The organism is Pseudomonas lundensis (genome assembly GCF_002269125.1).
Lineage (GTDB): Bacteria > Pseudomonadota > Gammaproteobacteria > Pseudomonadales > Pseudomonadaceae > Aquipseudomonas > Aquipseudomonas lundensis_A.
In genome coordinates this window covers 213,777-232,165 of the sequence record NZ_NQKI01000001.1, presented here as the reverse complement: position 1 = coordinate 232,165, position 18,389 = coordinate 213,777, and the positions used below count along the sequence as shown (strand labels likewise).

At 58.2% G+C, this 18,389-nt stretch carries 17 protein-coding genes; 5 read left to right on the top strand and 12 right to left on the bottom strand.

From position 1 onward, the window contains the following. The first annotated feature begins 209 nt into the window (after positions 1-209). Positions 210-1,529 (top strand): glutamate/aspartate:proton symporter GltP, encoded by a 1,320-nt coding sequence (gene gltP, locus CJF39_RS01060; RefSeq protein WP_094991759.1) that lies wholly within the window; start codon positions 210-212, stop codon positions 1,527-1,529. A gap of 105 nt (positions 1,530-1,634) precedes the next feature. Continuing rightward, positions 1,635-2,864 carry a nucleoside recognition domain-containing protein gene (locus CJF39_RS01055; RefSeq protein ID WP_094991758.1) on the top strand — a complete coding sequence of 410 codons (1,230 nt, stop codon included), beginning with the start codon at positions 1,635-1,637 and terminating at the stop codon, positions 2,862-2,864. A gap of 63 nt (positions 2,865-2,927) precedes the next feature. On the opposite strand, the gene CJF39_RS01050 is transcribed toward CJF39_RS01055, so the two are convergent. The 7 genes from CJF39_RS01050 to CJF39_RS01020 form a co-directional block, all read right to left on the bottom strand. After that, positions 2,928-3,566: an ABC-type transport auxiliary lipoprotein family protein gene (locus CJF39_RS01050; RefSeq protein ID WP_094991757.1), complete on the bottom strand. Its 639-nt coding sequence runs from the start codon at positions 3,564-3,566 to the stop codon at positions 2,928-2,930. Beyond that, a complete protein-coding gene (locus CJF39_RS01045; protein WP_094991756.1) occupies positions 3,563-4,501 on the bottom strand; it encodes an MlaD family protein in 939 nt (312 codons plus the stop codon). The genes CJF39_RS01050 and CJF39_RS01045 overlap by 4 nt, the downstream gene beginning before the upstream one ends. Position 4,502: 1 nt before the next feature. After that, positions 4,503-5,294 (bottom strand): ABC transporter ATP-binding protein, encoded by a 792-nt coding sequence (locus CJF39_RS01040; RefSeq protein ID WP_170046391.1) that lies wholly within the window; start codon positions 5,292-5,294, stop codon positions 4,503-4,505. A gap of 8 nt (positions 5,295-5,302) precedes the next feature. Then, complete coding sequence (locus CJF39_RS01035) at positions 5,303-6,445, bottom strand: ABC transporter permease (protein WP_094991885.1); 1,143 nt, start codon at positions 6,443-6,445, stop codon at positions 5,303-5,305. Between the two features lie 57 nt (positions 6,446-6,502). Beyond that, on the bottom strand, positions 6,503-7,546 hold the full coding sequence (locus CJF39_RS01030; RefSeq protein WP_094991754.1) for a DUF5924 family protein: 1,044 nt from the start codon (positions 7,544-7,546) through the stop codon (positions 6,503-6,505). A 160-nt stretch (positions 7,547-7,706) separates the two neighbouring features. Beyond that, positions 7,707-8,372 (bottom strand): fumarylacetoacetate hydrolase family protein, encoded by a 666-nt coding sequence (locus CJF39_RS01025; RefSeq protein ID WP_094991753.1) that lies wholly within the window; start codon positions 8,370-8,372, stop codon positions 7,707-7,709. Between the two features lie 133 nt (positions 8,373-8,505). Further along, positions 8,506-9,900: an FAD-binding oxidoreductase gene (locus tag CJF39_RS01020; RefSeq protein WP_094991752.1), complete on the bottom strand. Its 1,395-nt coding sequence runs from the start codon at positions 9,898-9,900 to the stop codon at positions 8,506-8,508. 206 nt (positions 9,901-10,106) lie between these two features. Here CJF39_RS01020 and serA point away from each other — a divergent pair, with 206 nt between their 5' ends. After that, positions 10,107-11,336 carry a phosphoglycerate dehydrogenase gene (gene serA / locus CJF39_RS01015; protein ID WP_094991751.1) on the top strand — a complete coding sequence of 410 codons (1,230 nt, stop codon included), beginning with the start codon at positions 10,107-10,109 and terminating at the stop codon, positions 11,334-11,336. A 57-nt stretch (positions 11,337-11,393) separates the two neighbouring features. On the opposite strand, the gene CJF39_RS01010 is transcribed toward serA, so the two are convergent. Then, positions 11,394-11,819, bottom strand: coding sequence for a DUF4399 domain-containing protein (locus CJF39_RS01010; RefSeq protein WP_094991750.1), 426 nt, complete (start codon positions 11,817-11,819; stop codon positions 11,394-11,396). A 137-nt stretch (positions 11,820-11,956) separates the two neighbouring features. Between CJF39_RS01010 and CJF39_RS01005 the strand changes: the two genes are divergently transcribed. Continuing rightward, positions 11,957-12,508 (top strand): transporter substrate-binding domain-containing protein, encoded by a 552-nt coding sequence (locus CJF39_RS01005; protein ID WP_094991749.1) that lies wholly within the window; start codon positions 11,957-11,959, stop codon positions 12,506-12,508. 42 nt (positions 12,509-12,550) lie between these two features. Here the strand turns inward: CJF39_RS01005 and CJF39_RS01000 are convergent, their stop codons facing one another. The 3 genes from CJF39_RS01000 to CJF39_RS00990 form a co-directional block, all read right to left on the bottom strand. Further along, positions 12,551-13,768 carry a c-type cytochrome gene (locus CJF39_RS01000; RefSeq protein ID WP_432760226.1) on the bottom strand — a complete coding sequence of 406 codons (1,218 nt, stop codon included), beginning with the start codon at positions 13,766-13,768 and terminating at the stop codon, positions 12,551-12,553. A 63-nt stretch (positions 13,769-13,831) separates the two neighbouring features. Further along, entirely contained in the window at positions 13,832-15,613 is a 1,782-nt protein-coding gene (locus tag CJF39_RS00995) for a GMC family oxidoreductase (protein WP_169962317.1), read from the bottom strand. A gap of 2 nt (positions 15,614-15,615) precedes the next feature. Continuing rightward, the gene (locus CJF39_RS00990) at positions 15,616-16,365 is read right to left on the bottom strand and encodes a gluconate 2-dehydrogenase subunit 3 family protein (RefSeq protein WP_094991747.1); all 750 of its coding nucleotides are present in this window, start codon (positions 16,363-16,365) and stop codon (positions 15,616-15,618) included. Positions 16,366-16,668: 303 nt separating this feature from the next. Between CJF39_RS00990 and CJF39_RS00985 the strand changes: the two genes are divergently transcribed. Then, positions 16,669-17,310, top strand: a complete 642-nt coding sequence (locus CJF39_RS00985) for a dual specificity protein phosphatase family protein (RefSeq protein WP_094991746.1) — start codon at positions 16,669-16,671, stop codon at positions 17,308-17,310. Here CJF39_RS00985 and CJF39_RS00980 read toward each other — a convergent pair. Continuing rightward, positions 17,307-18,356 (bottom strand): aminopeptidase, encoded by a 1,050-nt coding sequence (locus tag CJF39_RS00980; protein WP_094991745.1) that lies wholly within the window; start codon positions 18,354-18,356, stop codon positions 17,307-17,309. The two genes, CJF39_RS00985 and CJF39_RS00980, sit on opposite strands and share 4 nt — an antisense overlap. Between the last annotated feature and the right edge of the window lie 33 nt (positions 18,357-18,389).

Genomic DNA, 18,389 nt, shown 5'->3' with positions numbered 1-18,389 from the left:
TCCATGCCGATTCGGCATAGGGTAGGCGTTTACGGCATTAGACGGCTTCCCCTTGCATGGGAATAGTTGCGCCTTTTTTCGCCTGCCGAAGAGCCTAATCAGCTCGATTTTGGGCGACCTTCTACGGGGGAAAAGGTTTTGGAATAATGCGCTTTCCAGCGCTCTAGTCTGAGCCTTTTCCCGAGTCCACTTGAAGTAAGGGTAATGACATGAAGAAGGCAAAACTGAGCCTCGCCTGGCAGATCCTCATCGGTCTGGTACTGGGTATTGCAATCGGCGCGCTGCTTAACCATTTCAGTGCTGAAAAGGCCTGGTGGATCAGCAACGTCTTGCAACCCGCTGGCGATATCTTTATCCGTCTGATCAAGATGATCGTAATCCCAATCGTGATTTCTTCACTGGTTGTCGGGATTGCAGGCGTGGGGGATGCGAAGAAACTCGGTCGCATCGGGCTTAAAACCATCATTTACTTCGAGGTGGTGACCACCATCGCGATCGTGGTCGGTCTGGTACTGGCCAACGTGTTCCACCCGGGCGCCGGCATCGACATGAGCACCCTGGGCACGGTTGATATCTCCAAATATCAAGCGACGGCCGCAGAAGTTCAGCACGAACATGCGTTCATCGAAACCATCCTCAACCTGATCCCTTCGAACATTTTCGCGGCCATGGCGCGCGGTGAAATGCTGCCGATCATCTTCTTCTCGGTGCTGTTCGGTCTTGGTTTGTCGAGCTTGAACGCCGAGCTGCGCGACCCGCTGGTGAAAACCTTCCAGGGCGTGTCCGAGTCGATGTTCAAAGTGACTCACATGATCATGAACTACGCGCCAATCGGTGTGTTTGCGTTGATCGCTGTGACGGTTGCCAACTTCGGGTTTGCCTCGTTGCTGCCATTGGCCAAGCTGGTGGTGCTGGTTTACGGGGCCATCCTGTTCTTCGGCTTCGTGGTGCTGGGCCTGATCGCCAAGATGTTTGGTTTCTCGGTGATCAAGCTGATGCGCATCTTCAAGGATGAGCTGGTACTGGCTTACTCCACCGCCAGCTCGGAAACCGTGCTGCCGCGTGTGATTGAGAAGATGGAAGCCTACGGTTGCCCGAAAGCGATCTGCAGCTTCGTGGTACCGACCGGTTACTCGTTTAACCTCGACGGTTCGACCCTGTACCAGAGCATCGCAGCAATCTTCATTGCCCAGCTGTACGGCATTGATCTGTCGATCAGCCAGCAACTGCTGCTGGTACTGACCCTGATGGTTACCTCCAAAGGGATCGCCGGTGTACCGGGTGTGTCCTTCGTGGTGCTGCTGGCCACACTGGGCAGCGTGGGCATCCCGCTGGAAGGCCTGGCCTTCATCGCCGGTGTAGACCGCGTGATGGACATGGCGCGTACGGCTTTGAACGTGATTGGTAACGCCCTGGCGGTACTGGTGATTTCGCGTTGGGAAGGCATGTACGACGAGGCCAAGGGTCAGCGCTACTGGAACTCGCTGCCGCACTGGCGCAGCAAGGAAGCCCTGCCAAAAGGCGAATAATCGCCCCCGCGCACGCTTCACTCCCCAAACCCCGGACTTGTCCGGGGTTTGTTGTTTCTGGGGGTTGGCCGCTATCATTCGCCGCATCTTTAAGGAGTGTTTGTGATGCTTAACGGCCTATGGCTCAGCTTTTTCGTCGTCGCGACCGTGTCGGCACTCGCCCAATGGCTGGTAGGGGGCAATGCCGGGATTTTCGCGGCGATTGTCGAAAGCATTTTCGCCATGGCCAAGTTGTCGGTTGAGGTGATGATTCTTCTGTTCGGCACTCTGACGCTATGGCTGGGATTTCTGCGCATTGCTGAAAAGGCCGGGATTGTAGACTGGCTGGGCAGGGCGCTGGGGCCCTTGTTCAAGCGCCTGATGCCCGAGGTGCCGCCCGGCCACCCGGCGCTGGGGTTTATTACCCTGAACTTCGCCGCCAACGGACTGGGCCTGGACAATGCCGCTACGCCGATTGGTCTCAAAGCCATGCGCGCCCTCCAAGAACTCAACCCCAATCCGACCAGCGCCAGCAATGCGCAAATCCTGTTTCTGGTGCTCAATGCCTCATCGCTGACGCTTCTGCCCGTCACCATCTTCATGTACCGCGCGCAGCAGGGCGCTGCTGACCCGACGCTGGTGTTTCTGCCTATCTTGCTGGCAACCAGTGCTTCAACCCTCGTGGGGCTGCTCTCAGTGGCCTTCATGCAGCGTTTACGCCTGTGGGACCCGGTCGTGTTGGCGTATTTGCTGCCGGGGGCGCTGATTCTGGGTGGATTCATGGCCTTGTTGGCGGGGTTGTCAGCCACCGCGCTGGCCAGTTTGTCGTCCATTCTCGGCAACCTGACCCTGTTCGGGCTGATCATGATTTTTCTGGTGATCGGCGCGCTCCGTAAGGTCAAGGTGTATGAGGCCTTTGTCGAAGGCGCCAAAGAAGGCTTCGACGTGGCCAAAAACCTGCTTCCCTACTTGGTGGCCATGTTGTGCGCGGTAGGCGTGCTGCGGGCTTCTGGGGCTTTGGACTTCGGCCTGGACGGCATCCGCCATGCGGTTGAATGGCTGGGTTGGGACACCCGTTTTGTCGATGCTCTGCCGACTGCGATGGTCAAGCCATTCTCGGGCAGTGCGGCACGGGCACTGTTGATCGAAACCATGCAAAACCAGGGGGTCGACAGCTTCCCGGCGCTGGTGGCGGCCACTGTGCAGGGCAGTACCGAAACGACGTTCTATGTGCTGGCGGTGTACTTCGGCGCTGTCGGTATCCAGCGTGCCCGTCACGCGGTGGGTTGCGCGCTGTTGGCAGAGTTCTCGGGCGTATTGGCCGCAATTGGCGTGTGCTACTGGTTCTTCGGTTAACGCCCAAGAGCTTTCGCAGCCTTGTCCCTGAATGTCCATCCGGAGGCGCGGCTGCGTTGTTTGCTAAGGGGTGATGGCGCGCTGCGCCTGGCCCTGTTGCATCACCCATTGCACCACTTGAGGCATCAGCGCATCGGTCGCTTGACCAAAGCCTGCCACCACGCTTGGCACCATGGGGTTGTTGAGCGGCTGGCGCGTTTCAAAACGCCGAGACGCAATCACCCGCTGGTCACTCGCGCGCACCAGTCGAGCGTTGTACTGAATCACCACTTCCGGGCTTTTGCCGTTGTAGTGGGTTTGGAACGCCAATAGCTCGCCGCCCAGTTCGTAGTCCGCCTGCAAATTGCTGTCGTCAGTGCTCAAGCCCTGAATCCGCCCATCCTGCAAAAACGCGTCCAGCAGGCGATTGCGTAACAGCACCGGGGCCGGGTCACTCCAGCGCGCACCCTTATAGTTGCTGATCAGGTTGCCTTGCGGCACCACGGCAATGTTCTGGCTGTTCAACGCATTACTGGCCATCGGCTTGTCGAGTCGCAACGACCATTTCACTGGCGCGCTGCGGCTGGCTGCAATCGGCGTTTGGGCATACGGCAGCCAGTACACATCAACCGGTTCGGGTTTGGGCAGAATCGAGCAAGCGCTGAGCAGGCTCAGGCTCGCGGCCAAGACAATTGAACCTGCCAGGCGATACGTACGATTCATGGCGTGAATTCCTTGTTCTGTTCGCGGCCCAGCAAGTAACCGCTTGGATTGGCTTCCAGGCGCCGCGAGATAGCGCGCAGCGTACTCAGGGTTTCGCGCAGCTCATTAACGGCCGGGCCCAGTTGATTGAGCCCTTGCATGCCGTTGTTCAGTGACTCTTCGTTATTACTGAGCAAGGTGTTGATGGTGGCGGCACTGTGCTCCAGAGACTGCATCGCTTGCTCGGCGCTGCCGAACATCTGCTTGCCCTGAGTGCTCAGCAGGCCATTGGCGTTGCGCATCAGCGCCGTGGTTTGCTCCAGCGTGATGCTCGCCTGTTTGCCGACCTGCGCCAGTTGTTTCAACGTCTGGGAAATATCGCCGCGCTGGCCGGCAATGGCGTTGGTGGTTTGTTCAAGGTTGTTCAGGGTCTTGCCCACGCGGTCGACGTTTTCATGGGAGAACAGGCGATTGGCGTTGTGCAGCAGCATGTTCACGTTGGCCATGACGTCAGAACCGTCGGTCAGCAGGCGCGCAATGGGCGAGGGCGAGGCCACGATTTCAGGCAGTTTGCCGTCTTTGCCTTTGAGCGGCGGGCTGTTGGGGTCTCCGCCGCTGAGCTGAATGATCGACGTCCCTGTCACACCCGTCAGCGCCAGCTTGGCCTTGGTGTCGACTTTGACCGGCGTATTGGCTGCGAGGCGGATACGCGCCAGCACGCGGCGCGGGTCCTTGTCGTCAAGGCGCAACTCGATCACGTCCCCGACTTTGATCCCGTTGTATTGCACCGAGCTGCCCTTGGACAAACCACTGACAGCCTCGTTGAATACCACTTCGTAGTCTTTAAAGGTGCTGTCCATACTGGCCTTGGCCAGCCACAAGCCAAATAGCATGGCGCCGACGATAACCAGCACAGTGAACAAGCCAATCAATACATGATGGGCGCGGGTTTCCATGTCATTGCTCCTTACGCTGGATTGCCGCTTCATACGCGGCGCGGCCACGAGGGCCATGGAAATACTCATGAATCCACGGGTCGTCGTAATCTTCGACCTGCTTGATCGGTTCGGCCACCAACACGCGTTTTTGTGACAGCACTGCCACCCGGTCGGTAATGGTATAGAGCGTGTCGAGGTCGTGCGTGACAAGGAACACACTCAGGCCCAGCGCATCACGCAGGGTCAGGATCAACTGGTCAAACGCCGCTGCGCCAATCGGGTCTAGCCCGGCGGTGGGCTCGTCGAGAAACAGAATATCCGGGTCAAGCGCCAGTGCGCGGGCCAGTGCAGCACGCTTGACCATCCCGCCCGACAGCGACGACGGGTATTTGTCGGCCGAAGACAACGGCAGCCCGGCCAGGGCCAGTTTCACCAGCGCCAGGTGCTCGGCGTCCGGGCGGCTAAGGCCTGCGTGTTCGATCAGTGGCAGGGCGATGTTCTCGGTGACGGTCAGTGACGAAAACAGCGCGCCTTGCTGAAACAGCACACCGAACCTTCGTTCAACCTGCGAGCGTTTTTCTTCGGGCAAGCTCATCAAGTCTTCACCGAATACCCGCACTTCGCCTTCATTGGGGCGACGCAGGCCGACAATGCTGCGCAACAGCACGGATTTACCCGTGCCGGAGCCGCCCACCACACCCAATATCTCGCCCTTATACACATCCAGGTCGAGGTGCTCGTGCACAGTCTGGCTGCCAAAGCGATTGCACAGGCCGCGCACTTCAATCACCGCCTCGCGGTTTTTTTGCACAGAAGCACTCACCAGCCCATCTCCATGAAGAACAACGCCGCCACGGCATCCAGCACGATCACGATAAAGATCGATTGCACCACGCTGGAGGTCGTGTGTTCGCCCACCGATTCAGCACTGCCCGCGACCTTGAACCCTTCCAGGCAGCCGACCGCGGCGATCAGGAAGGCGAAGAAGGGCGCTTTGACCATGCCCACCAGAAAGTGCTGCACACCGATGTCCGAGTGCAGCAGTGAGATGAACATGTCGGGCGAAATACCCAGCGATACGATGCACACCACGGCGCCACCCAGAATCCCCGCCATCATTGCCAAAAAGGTGAGCAGCGGCAGCGCGATCAGCAGCGCCAGGACACGTGGCAGCACCAGCAAATCCATGGGGTCGAGGCCCAGCGTGCGAATGGCATCGATCTCTTCGTTGGCTTTCATCGAGCCGATTTGTGCCGTGAACGCACTCGCGGTGCGACCTGCGAGCAGGATGGCAGTCAGCAACACGCCAAATTCTCGCAAGAACGAAAACGCCACCAGGTCGACGGTGAAAATGCCTGCGCCGAAGTTGGCCAGCACCGTCGCGCCAAGGAACGCCACCACCGCGCCAACCATAAAGGTCAGCAGCACCACAATCGGGGCCGCGTTCAGGCCGATTTGTTCGATATGCGCCACCACCGGGGTGATGCGCCATTGTTTGGGTCGAAACAGGTTGCGGGCCAGGGTTTGCAGGATCAGGCCGATGAAACCCAGCAGTTTCAGCGAGTCTTGCCACAGCTTGTCGACCGCGCAGCCAATGCGGCTGAGCACCTGAATGCCGGTGTTCTGCTCTGGTGGCTTGGCTGGCACGCAAAAGTCGCGCATTGAGGAATAGACCGTTTGCAACAGGGCGCGGTCGGCGGCGGGGAGTTTGGAGGTCGCGTCGGCCAGTTGGCTGACGCGTTCGGCGCCCAGCAGTTCGACCAGCAGCGAAGCGCCTGCCGTGTCGAGGCGGCTGACATCATCCAGGTCCACGCGGGTGCTGTCGTCGTACTTGCCCGCCAACTGCTCGGTCAGTTGCTTGAGGCGTGCGTAATTGGCCAGCGTCCAGTCGCCACTGATGTGGAGTCGGGCCGGTGTGCTCGAAGTGTCTAATTGGGCGTCGCCAGCCTTAGCAGTAATAATCGTCGGCTCCAAGCTCGTTTCGCGAATACGTAGACCATAGGTAATAGCACAATACGGTCAGTTTGCCTGACTGGACGCTGAAGGTGATTGATCTGCGTCGATAACCCGGAAGCGCAACACGCCAATCATCTGCCCGTCCCCCGTCAACACCCGTACTTGCCAGCGGCCTACAGGGTTGGGCGGGAAGTTCTGTTTGTGGGTCCAGGCGCGATAACCTTCCTTGCGCCCGCCTTTGATATCCAGCGCGATGCGGTCTACTTCCTGACCATTGAGCTTCCACACGTGATAGATACGCTCGTTCAAACCCCGTGGCGCATTGATCGCGGTGTAGGCATACAACCCCTGCGCCCGCAGTGCGTTGACGTCAATGCGCTTGAGGCTCTCGCCCGGCGTGCGGTCCTGCAATTGCGTGGTAACCGCCACTTCCGTCATCCACAGCGTGGCGGGCGGCACCCATGAGCGCAGCAGCCAGCCTGTGCCGCCAAGAGCAATCACCATCAACGGCAGCAACAGCCAGCCGCGCAGGGTCTTGAGCGGCAAACTCACGGCCAGACTGGGGATGGACAGCACCACAGCGGCGCCCAATGCCAGCATGTAGCTTTGCGAGGTGGTGAGGTTGAGGATGATCGGCAGTGCGGTCAGCAGCGCCGCGAATAGCGCCAGCGTGTGTACCGCCAGAAACAGCCAGCGCTTGGGGGCTAGCCATTTGTAATAGAGCGGGTCGGTAATGGTCACCAGCGCGGTGGCGCCGAGCAGCCCGGTGAAGACCATCTGGCCGCTGTTCCAGGTGGTGGTGATAAAGAAAAACGGTAAGACGAAAAACAGGCTTTCCTGATGGATCATCTGCGTGGCGTAACGCAGCAGCGGCGGAGGGATTTCGCGCTTGAACACGCGCATGAACAGCTGCGTGAAGGTGTTTTCCAGCATCAGCCAGACCCAGCTCACCAGCAAAATCACAGCGATCCAGCGGGCCATGCCTTGCTGACGATCAACCAGAATGAAACTGCCCACTCCCGAACAGAAGCCGAACAGCGCAATCAGCCCCGGATAGCGCTTCATTAATTCAATGACGCGCTGTAAGTAGTGGTTCCAGTTTGGCATGCGGCGGGTTCACATTCTGTATAGGAAAAATCCTCGACAGAATAGCGGTTTGCTGGAATCGACGTTTGAGAGTTTGAGAGTTTGAGAGTTTGAGAGTTTGAGAGTGACAGTCAGCCCTCTCCCAAAGGGAGGGGCTGGAGAGAGGGATTTAACGGTGGGTTTAACGCACGCAGCTTTCGAAGGGTCTGACCCCGCTCAGTTCCAGAACAATCTCATCCCCGACCGTCAACGGACCTACACCTGCCGGCGTGCCGGTCATGACCACGTCGCCTGCTTGCAGTGAGAAGCAGGACGCGATGTGCTGAATCATCGGCACGATTGGATTGAGCATCAGGGCACTGTTGCCGTCCTGGCGCACGTCGCCATTGATGGTCAAACGAATTCCAATGTTCTTCAGGTCCGGGAAGGTGCAGCTCGCCACGAACGGTGCCAACACGCAGGCGCCGTCAAACGATTTGGCGATTTCCCAGGGCAGGCCTTTGCTTTTCAGCTCGGCCTGTTTGTCGCGCAGGGTCAGGTCCAGGCCCGGAGCAAACCCGGAGATGGCGTCCAGCACCTCTTCTGTGCTCGGGTTGTTGGACAGCGGCTTGCCGATCAGCACAGCGATTTCGGCCTCGTAATGCACGGAACCGCGCTCGGTCGGGATGGTAAAACCGCCCTCCAGCGGCACTACGCAACTGCCGGGTTTAATGAGCAACAAAGGCTCAGTCGGGATCGGGTTATCCAACTCTTTGGCGTGCTCGGCATAGTTACGCCCGATGCACACCACTTTGCCGATTGGAAAGTGAATCTTCGTACCGTCGACATACTGGTGCTGATAGCTCATTGACCGACTCCGCTGGTGGGTTCGCTTAACGCGTCGCTGCCGACGTTGCCCTGGAGACCGAGTGCACGCGTGCTCCAGGGAAACGGGTTGTTCAACCACTCTTGGGCAGCGACTACCGCTGTTGTGCCGCTGATTAAATCGCGAAAATTTTGCCCGGGTTCATGATGCCGTTCGGGTCAAATGCAGCCTTGATGGCTTTCATGTACTCGATCTCGACCGGTGATCGGCTGTACGTCAAGTAATCACGCTTGGTCATGCCCACGCCGTGCTCGGCCGAAATCGAACCGTTGTACTTCTCGACCGTTTCAAACACCCACTTGTTGACGGTCGCGCATTTGGCGAAAAAGTCGTCTTTGCTCAGGTTTTCAGGCTTAAGGATGTTCAGGTGCAGGTTGCCGTCACCGATGTGACCAAACCAGACAATTTCGAAATCCGGGTAGTGTTCACCGACGATCGCATCAATCTCTTTCAAAAACGCAGGCACTTTCGAAACGGTGACCGAGATGTCGTTTTTGTACGGCGTCCAGTGGGAAATGGTTTCGGAGATGTACTCGCGCAGTTTCCACAGGTTTTGCAATTGGGTTTCGCTCTGGCTCATCACGCCGTCCAGCACCCAGCCTTGCTCCATGCAGTGCTCGAAGGTTTCCAGAGCCGCGTTGGCCACTTCCTCGGTGGTCGCTTCGAATTCCAGCAGCGCGTAGAACGGACAGTCGGTGTCAAACGCCGCAGGCACATCGCCACGCGCCATGACTTTGGCCAGCGCCTTGTCGGAGAAGAATTCGAATGCCGTCAGATCCAGTTTGTTCTGGAAGGCATGCAGGACCGGCATGATCGAGTCGAAGTCAGCCGTGCCGAGCACCATGGCCGTCAGGTTCTTGGGCGCACGGTCCAGGCGCATTGTGGCTTCAACGACAAAGCCCAGCGTGCCTTCAGCGCCGATGAACAGCTGGCGCATGTCATAACCCGTGGCGTTTTTGATCAGGTCTTTGTTCAGTTCGAGTACGTCACCCTTGCCGGTGACCACTTTCATGCCCGCGACCCAGTTGCGGGTCATGCCATAGCGAATCACTTTGATCCCGCCGGCATTGGTGCCGATATTGCCGCCAATCTGGCTGGAACCTGCCGAGGCGAAGTCCACCGGGTAATACAGGCCGTGTTCTTGCGCGAGGTTCTGCAGATGCTCGGTGACCACGCCCGGCTGGCACACCACCGTGCGGTCAGTCAGGTTGATGTCCAGCACCTGGTTCATATAGTCGAATGACACCACCACTTCGCCGTTGGCCGCCACGGCTGCCGCCGACAAACCGGTACGACCGCCCGAGGGTACCAGCGCGACATGGTGAGCGTTGGCCCACAGCACAATGGCCTGTACCTGTTCGGTGGTTTTCGGGAACACGATGGCGAGCGGCGCAGGGGCGAAATGCTTGGTCCAGTCCTTGCCATAAGCATTGAGGGAATCGGCGTCGGTGAGAACCTTGCCAGGCTCTACCAGGGTCTTTAGCTCATCAATCAAGGCAGGATGGGTCATCAACAGAACTCTCGAACAATTCATGGTCATCCTGAGAACGCTTCACGTCGCAGGAATGGGTGTTTAGCGGGGCGCTTATGCTAGCATACGGCCCCCCCGTAGAATCGAGCCGTAGGACGATTCTCGGTGCCGGTCTTCACGCCGGCCAGGTCAGCTCAGGCTGTCCACTTCCCTGCCATTTTTCTCTGGGACACAGGTTTACGCAGATGAGCAAGACTTCTCTCGATAAGAGCAAGATCAAGTTCCTTCTTCTGGAAGGCGTCCACCAATCCGCTGTTGATGTTCTCAAGTCCGCCGGGTACACCAGCATTGAGTACATCACCAGTTCCTTGCCTGAAGATCAGTTGAAGGAAAAGATCGCTGATGCCCATTTCATCGGCATCCGTTCTCGCACTCAACTGACCGAAGAAGTGTTCGATTGCGCCAAGAAGTTGGTGGCTGTTGGCTGTTTCTGCATCGGTACCAACCAGGTCGACCTCAACGCTGCTCGCGAACGCGGTATCGCTGTTTTCAACGCCCCTTACTCCAACACCCGTTCGGTGGCCGAGTTGGTGTTGGCAGAAGCGATCCTGTTGCTGCGTGGCATCCCTGAGAAAAACGCCTCTTGCCATCGCGGTGGCTGGATCAAAAGCGCTGCCAACTCCTTCGAAATCCGTGGCAAAAAGCTGGGTATCGTCGGTTATGGTTCGATCGGTACTCAGCTGTCGGTACTGGCTGAAGGCCTGGGCATGCAGGTGTTCTTCTACGACACCGTGACCAAGCTGCCGTTGGGTAACGCCACGCAAGTGGGCAACCTGCACGAACTGCTGGGTATGTCCGACATCGTGACCCTGCACGTGCCTGAAACCGCTGCCACTCAGTGGATGATCGGTGAGAAAGAAATCCGCGCCATCAAAAAGGGCGGCATTCTGATCAACGCCGCACGTGGCACCGTGGTAGAGCTGGACGCGTTGGCTGACGCGATCAAGGACAAGCACCTGATCGGCGCCGCCATCGACGTGTTCCCGGTCGAGCCGCGCTCCAATGACGAAGAGTTCGAAAGTCCGCTGCGTGGCCTGGACAACGTGATCCTGACCCCGCACATCGGCGGTTCTACCGCTGAAGCCCAAGCCAACATCGGTCTGGAAGTGGCAGAGAAGCTGGTCAAGTACAGCGACAACGGTACGTCGGTGTCCTCCGTCAACTTCCCTGAAGTGGCATTGCCGGCTCACCCTGGCAAGCACCGTTTGCTGCACATCCACCAGAACATTCCGGGTGTGATGAGCGAGATCAACAAGGTCTTCGCAGAAAACGGCATCAACATTTCCGGCCAGTTCCTGCAAACCAACGAGAAAGTTGGCTATGTGGTGATCGACGTCGACGCCGAGTCCTCGGACCTGGCGCAAGAGAAGCTGCAAAGCATCAACGGCACCATCCGTTGCCGCGTACTGTTCTAAGTCGCGCGCCACAAAAAAAGGAGACCCTCGGGTCTCCTTTTTTGTGCGTCGAAGAAATTACTTCACGTTAACCGTGATCTTCTTCGAAACGATGACGGGTTCAAACGTCATGTGGTTCTTGTCTGCCAGCTCCAGTTGCAAGGTGTGCTTGCCGGGCGCCAACGTGACTTCAGCTTCGGTTTGCGCCTTGCCGAAATGCACGTGGTTGGCATCTGCCGGGATCACTTGGCCCGCGGCAATTGGCTGGTCAACGTCGATCAACAGGTGGTGATGGCCCGTGTTCGGTGTCTGGTCGCCCGCAGGTGCCAGCTTGATACCTTCAACGCCGAATTTGACCGTGAAGGTTTTATCCACAGTGGCGCCGTCAGCCGGGGAAAGGATGGCGACTTTTGCGCCTTCAGGCGCCGGAGTAGCCGCCATGGCGATCACCGAAGCGCCCATCAGGACTGAAGCCAGTGCAACGCGAGACAATAGATTTTTCATTTTTTTCTCCGTTTTTCACAAAATTCATAGGGTTAAGACAACTTCCAGTCGGTACGCTGTCCAACCCGCAGTTGACCAACATAAAGCAAAGCGAACCTTTATTGCGAATCGCTTGCATCCCGTTCAAAGGAGTGACCATGCGCCTTCTGTCAGGCCTGATGCTGTTATTGCCACTGATGAGCCCTTTGGCTCACGCCGAATTGATTGATGACGTGAACGATCGGGGCGAGTTGCGCATTGCCCTCGATGCTGCTTCGCCACCCTGGAGCTTCAAGCAGGACGGCCAGTTGACCGGTTTCGACGTCGAGCTGGGCGAGCTGTTGGCCAACGAGCTTGAGGTGCATGCCTCACTCCTGGTTACGGATCACAACGAGTTGCTGTCGGGGGTCGAAAGCGGGAAATACGATGTTGCAATCAATCACATCGCTTTGGCTCCAGAACTGCAGAATCGGTTCGATTTCAGTCAGCCCTACGACAATCTGCGTACACCTGTGACAGGCGTAGCGCAGGCGTCTTCATTTGTCGAACCGGCGAATCAGGCTCGCACCCCGACAGAAATCAAACTGGCGATCCCGTTTCAGAAAGGCAACCCGGCTTTTCAGAAGAGCCTCAATAACGCGTTGCAACGCATCCGGGACGACGGCCGATTGGCCGCTCTGGCGCAGAAATGGCAGGTGGTCGAGAAATAAGCGCCCCCCGGCTGCTCCTCAGCAGCCGAGGCGTCAGCCCCCTCACGGGTGTGTGGATGAGTCGCGCATGCTTTTCACATCAGACGCGTTGACGTCCGACCCTTTATTGCCCCAGCTGGTGCGAATGAAATTGACCACATCGGCCACTTCCTGATCCGACAAGCGCCAGTCAAAAGCGGGCATGGTGAAGGTCGACGGCGCGGTGTGTGTTGCCGGCAGTGTTCCGCCCTTGAGCACGATATGAATCAACGAGGTCGGGTCTTCGGACTGCAACACCGGGTTGCCTGCCAGCGCCGGGAACACGCGGGTATAGCCATGGCCGTCGGTGCGGTGGCACGCAGCGCAGTTGTCGATGTAAACCGCTGCACCGCGCTTGCTGTCGTCGCCGTTCCATAGCGCATCGGCCACGGCCGGATCGTACTGATGGGGTTTGTCGGCTGAATTCACCGCAGGCAACGACTTCAAATAACGTGCGATTGCTGTCAGGTCGGCATCAGACATGTACTGCATGCTGTGGACGATCACGTCACTCATTCCCCCAAACACCGCGCTGCGATCACTGCGCCCGGTCTTCAGGAACTGCACCAGCTGCGTTTCGTCCCAACTGCCCAGGCCGTCCTTGTGGTCCCCGCGCAGGTTTTTGGCGATCCAGCCTTCCAGTGGCGCACTGCCCGAGAGAAAGGCGCTGCCGTCCGTCGCGCTCAAGGCTTTTTCCTGCATGGTCAGGGCTCGCGGGGTATGACAGGCGCCGCAGTGGCCCAAACCTTCGACCAGATACGCGCCGCGGCTGACCACTGGGTCCTGGCCCGCAACCGGGGTGAAATCCGCAACCGCGGGTGCAAACGTCCAGCGCCACATGGCCAGCGGCCAGCGCATGCTCATGGGCCACGGAATATCCGCCGCCTTGTTCGCTTGCTCGACGGGCTTCACGCCTTTCATGAAGTAGGCGTACAGCGCTTGCATATCGGCCTGATTCACCCGGGCATAGGACGGGTAGGGCATCGCCGGGTACAGGGTGCTGCCATTTCGGGCGATGCCGTGACGCACGGCGTTGTCGAAGTCTGCAAAACTGTAATCGCCGATGCCGCTTTTGGCAGGCGTGATGTTGGTTGAGTAAAGGGTGCCAATCGGGGTTTCCATCGGCAGGCCACCCGCAAACGGCTTGCCGTCCTTGGCGGTATGGCAGGCCACGCAATCCCCGGCGCGCGCCAGATACTCGCCCTGCTGGATCAAGGCTTGCGGATCTGCCCCGTCGGCCATGGCCGAGACGCTGCCCAACAGTGTAAAGGTCGCGATAACAAGTGCTTTCATGGTCATCGCTCCTTATGCCTGAACCAACGGGCCGGGGTTTTTCAGGTACTGCTCGCGGATGGCCCGCGCCGACCAGTAGGTCAGTGCCGCAACCAGCCCTGTCGGGTTGTAGCCCAAGCCTTGCGGGAAGGCAGACGCACCCGGCACGAATACGTTATGCACGTCCCAGCTCTGCAAATAGCGGTTAAGCGCACTGGTTTTCGGGTCGGTGCCCATGATCGCGCCGCCGTTAAGGTGGGTGGTTTGATAGGACGCAGTGTTGAAGTGGTCACCGACTTTTTTACCCAGCAGGGCGATGGCTTTCGGGTTCATTGCCTGGGCGATCTTGCCCATTTTTTCCATCATGAAACGGTTCATTTTGATGTCGTTTTCTTGCCAGTCGAACGTCATACGCAGCAATGGCTGGCCATAGGCATCGCGGTAAACCGGGTCGAGATCCAAGTAGTTTCCACGGTAAGACTGATGTGCACCGTGAGCATCCATGGACACTTGGTGGGTGTAGTAATCGGCGGTGGCTTTCTTCCACGCGCTGCCCCACGCGGGAGTGCCCGGCGGGTTGGACGTACCGGCAATCGGACGGCTCCCGGCCTGGTTGACCCACATGGGTGAGCCGCCGACAAAGCCGTGCGGCCCGTGATCGAAGTTGTCGGCATTGAAGTCATCGATCGCCACGCCATTGCCGCCTGCGCCGATGAAGTTGTTGGTGTGCACGTCTTTATCGAAGTAGGCCTTGATCGTGCCCATGTTCTGGTAGGCAAAGTTTCGGCCGACAACGCCTTCGTTGGTGATCGGGTCGTAGGGTTTGCCAATGCCCGAGAGCAGCATCAAACGCACGTTGTGGAACTGGAACGCGCCCAGAATCACCAGGTCGGCGGGCTGCTCTATTTCGCGGCCCAGTGCGTCGATGTAGGTAACGCCTGTGGCTTTGGTTTTGTCGCTGTCGAGGTTGACGCGAATCACGTGAGCGTTGGGGCGCAGCTCAAAGTTGGGCACTTGCTTGAGCGCAGGCAGGATGTTCACGTTGGGCGAGGCTTTGGAATACATGTAGCAGACATAGCCGCTGCAAAAACCGCAGAAGTTGCACGGGCCCATTTGCGCGCCATAGGGGTTGGTGTAGGGCCCGGAGGTATTGGCAGAGGGCAGGTTGTAGGGTTTGTAGCCAACGTCATTGGCAGCTTTCTGAAACAGCTGTGCAGATACGGTGTTTTTCTGTGATTCCAGCGGGAAATGGTTTGAGCGATCTGGCGCATAGGGGTTGCCGCCTTTGCCTTCGCCCACCAACTGCCCGTTGACGGTCCAGGCCTGGCCTGACGTGCCGAAGACTTTCTCGGCGTAGTCGAAAAACGGCTCCAGTTCTTCGTAACTTACGCCGAAGTCCTGAATGGTCATGTCCTTGGGGATGAAGTGTTTACCGTAGCGCTCTTCGTAATGGCTGCGCATGCGCAATTCGATCGGGTCGACACGGAAATGCACGCCCGACCAGTGCAAGCCGGCACCGCCCACACCGTTGCCGGGCAGGAAAGCACCCAACTGGCGGTTTGGCAACGCGACATCGTTTACGCTGTGGCGAATGGTGACGGTTTCTTTCGACACATCCTGGAAGAGCTTTTTACGCACGCTGTAGGTCAGTTCGTCGATAACCTGCGGGTAGTTACCGTCCGGGTACGTGTCCTGCATCGGGCCGCGTTCGAGGGCGACAACGTTCAGGCCCGCTTCGGTCAGCTCTTTGGCCATGATCGCGCCCGTCCAGCCGAACCCAACGATCACGGCATCCACTTTTTTCATAACGGTCATGTTCAGGCCCTCTCGCCGCGGATGGATACAGCCGGGAAGGGGTACTGCTCATTGCGTTCTACCCAGTCCATGAAGTCGGCGCGGGCGCCGGGGAAGCCAATCAGCGTCCAGCCGACCATGCCTTTGTTGCCACCGTGAATCGGGTCGCAGAAGAACCCTTCCTTGGTGTTTTGCAGCAGAAAACTGAAGAATATTTTTGCCGGCACGCTTTCGAATTGGGGCGACCCTGCCTCCAGTTGCTTGAGCACGTCATCTCGGGTAGCGCTGTCTAGCCCAGCAAATACTGAGCCGTAGTGCTTTTTGCAGTGCTCATCCGTAGCGGCAATGCCCAGGCGATAAATCTGCTTGGGGACCAATTTGCTCTGCCAACCCATTTCGGCCGGTGCGTCAGCATTGAACGGGCCTTGCATGAACCACAGCGCGCCGCTGGCGTAAGGCGTGTTCATCTGGCGGTCGATGTATTCCGGAACACCTGCTTCCAACGCGCCGGGGCCTTGTTCGTCTGCTGGAATCAGGCGCGCTACGGCGGCATTCACAAATGCCCATTCTTCAGCGGTGAAGTAGGTAGGTTCATACGCATTGCCAGCAGCAGGCGCGGGCGATTGCCCTTCGTTGGCCACGGCTTTGGCATCGACGCTGGCCGATGCCATCAGCACCGAGCCGCCGAGGCCGGTACTGGCGACAGTCACCACAGGAATCAGGGTCAGGGTTTTGCGCAGAAACTCACGCCGCGGGTTGTCTTGTTCAGACATCAGGCACCTCATCAGGCATTCACGGATTACAGCTGCTCATGGGCAGCTTTTCGTTTTGGCAGGCGGCGCGGGTCGAGCTCGACCGGGAAAAAACAACGCGCAGGCAAACATTGGTTACAAATACTAACAGGCCAATCGCCTGGGTGAATCGATTCATGCGTAATTTTGCCGCACCCCGGCCTAAATAATGCCGGCCCTTTCCTGGCATCACGATTTTTTGACAAGCGCCTCACAGAGTTTTGATTCAGGTTCATCCACCCTCGCCGCACTTTCTCTGATCCTTATAAAAACGGTTGAACTGATATGGCGAACTCCCGGATGTTTCCCGCGCTGTGCCTGGCATTCCTGACGCTGGCCGCTTTGCCACAGGCGCGGGCGGAAGAAAGTCCTGTATCCCGTTCTGTGCAATGGGCCCAGCCTGTCGCCACGCAGTACAACCTGTATCAAATGTCGCCCACGCTCTATCGCAGCGCTTTGCCGGACAGCAATGCGCAGCCGCTGCTGGAAAAATTGCAGATTGCGACGGTGATCAACTTCCTGCCCGAGTCCGATAGCACGTGGCTGAAAACCCCCGGTGTCACTCAGGTGCAGTTGCCGTATCGCACCAATCATGTAGACGACCAGGACGTGCTGGCTGCGTTGCGCGCCATTCAGACAGCACAGGCAAAGGGGCCGGTGTTGATGCATTGCAAGCATGGCGCCGACCGTACCGGGCTGATGTCCGCCATGTATCGCGTGGTGGTGCAGGACTGGAGCAAAGAAGACGCCCTGAAAGAAATGACCCAGGGCGGGTTTGGCGAAAATGCGCATTACAAGGATGGCGCCAAGTACATGATGAAGGCTGACATCCCTGCGCTGCGTGCTGCCTTGAGCAGTGGCGCGTGCAGCACCAGCGCGTTTGCCTCCTGTGTGGTCATGAACTGGTTGAAACCGGGTAAGGCTTAACCGTCTGCGAGCTGCTGGCGCAAGGCGGCCTTGCGTTCGGGCAGAGGTAGCGTAGCGAGGGTTTCCACAGCGGCATAAAACGTTTGCCAGTCATTGCCGCTTTGCTTGAACAGCGCCGCGAACGCTGGCACCCATTGATCGTATAGCCCGAATGGCAGCAGTTTGGCGTTGTTCATGGGGCTGTTGATCCACGGATCAAAACGTGTGTTCCCTGCCCATTGCTGATCGCGCATTTGACGGTATTGCACGCGCATCTGTTCAAACGTCGCGGCCTTGCGCTGGCGCATGCGTTCGGCCGGTAACGATTGCGCATACAGCGTTTCTAACCCTTGGCGCGTTTGCAGAATCAGGCCGATAAATTGATCGCGTTGCAGCAACGCGCGCGGATCCGGGGCCGGTAAACCTTGGAAAGCGCGCCACTGACGCGTGCCTTCCTGTTCAACGAAGTTGGCGAAGGATTCGTTGAATTCCGTGTCGTCCTTTACATACACACGCTGGTGAGCCAATTCATGAAAAATCACGCTGGCGAGCCGTTCGTCACCCCAGGTCAGCATGGTGTTGAGGATCGGGTCGTCGAACCAGCCCAAGGTTGAATAGGCTTCAACACCACTGACAAACACGTCTCGTCCTTGCTGGCGCTGCAGGGCAGCCTCACCCCGCGCGCCCCCCACAGAGTAGTAACCGCGGTAGGCAACGCACCCGGCAATCGGGAAACAATGGGTGATGGGTTTGAGTGAAAATTCTGGCGTAGCAAACACATTCCATACCACGTACGGCCGTTTGAGGTCAGCGTACAGGCGATAGCTTGCGTTGTCGGGCAAAAGCAACTGCTTGCTGGCGAACGTGCGTGCTGCCTGGGCGTTGCGCAGTTGCTTGCGCAGGGCAGCCGGACGCTGGGGGTCTGCAATGACGTGCTCCACTGGCTCGCGGGCTTTCAACAGGTGCAACTGGCCGCTGGCCAGTTGTGAGTAATAGTTCACGCTTGAACAGCCGTTGAGCAGGGTCATTGCAGCAAGTAGCAGCAAACATCGAGCGCTTGGCGTCATTGGTCAGTCCAGTCAAAGAGTGCGGCAAGCCTA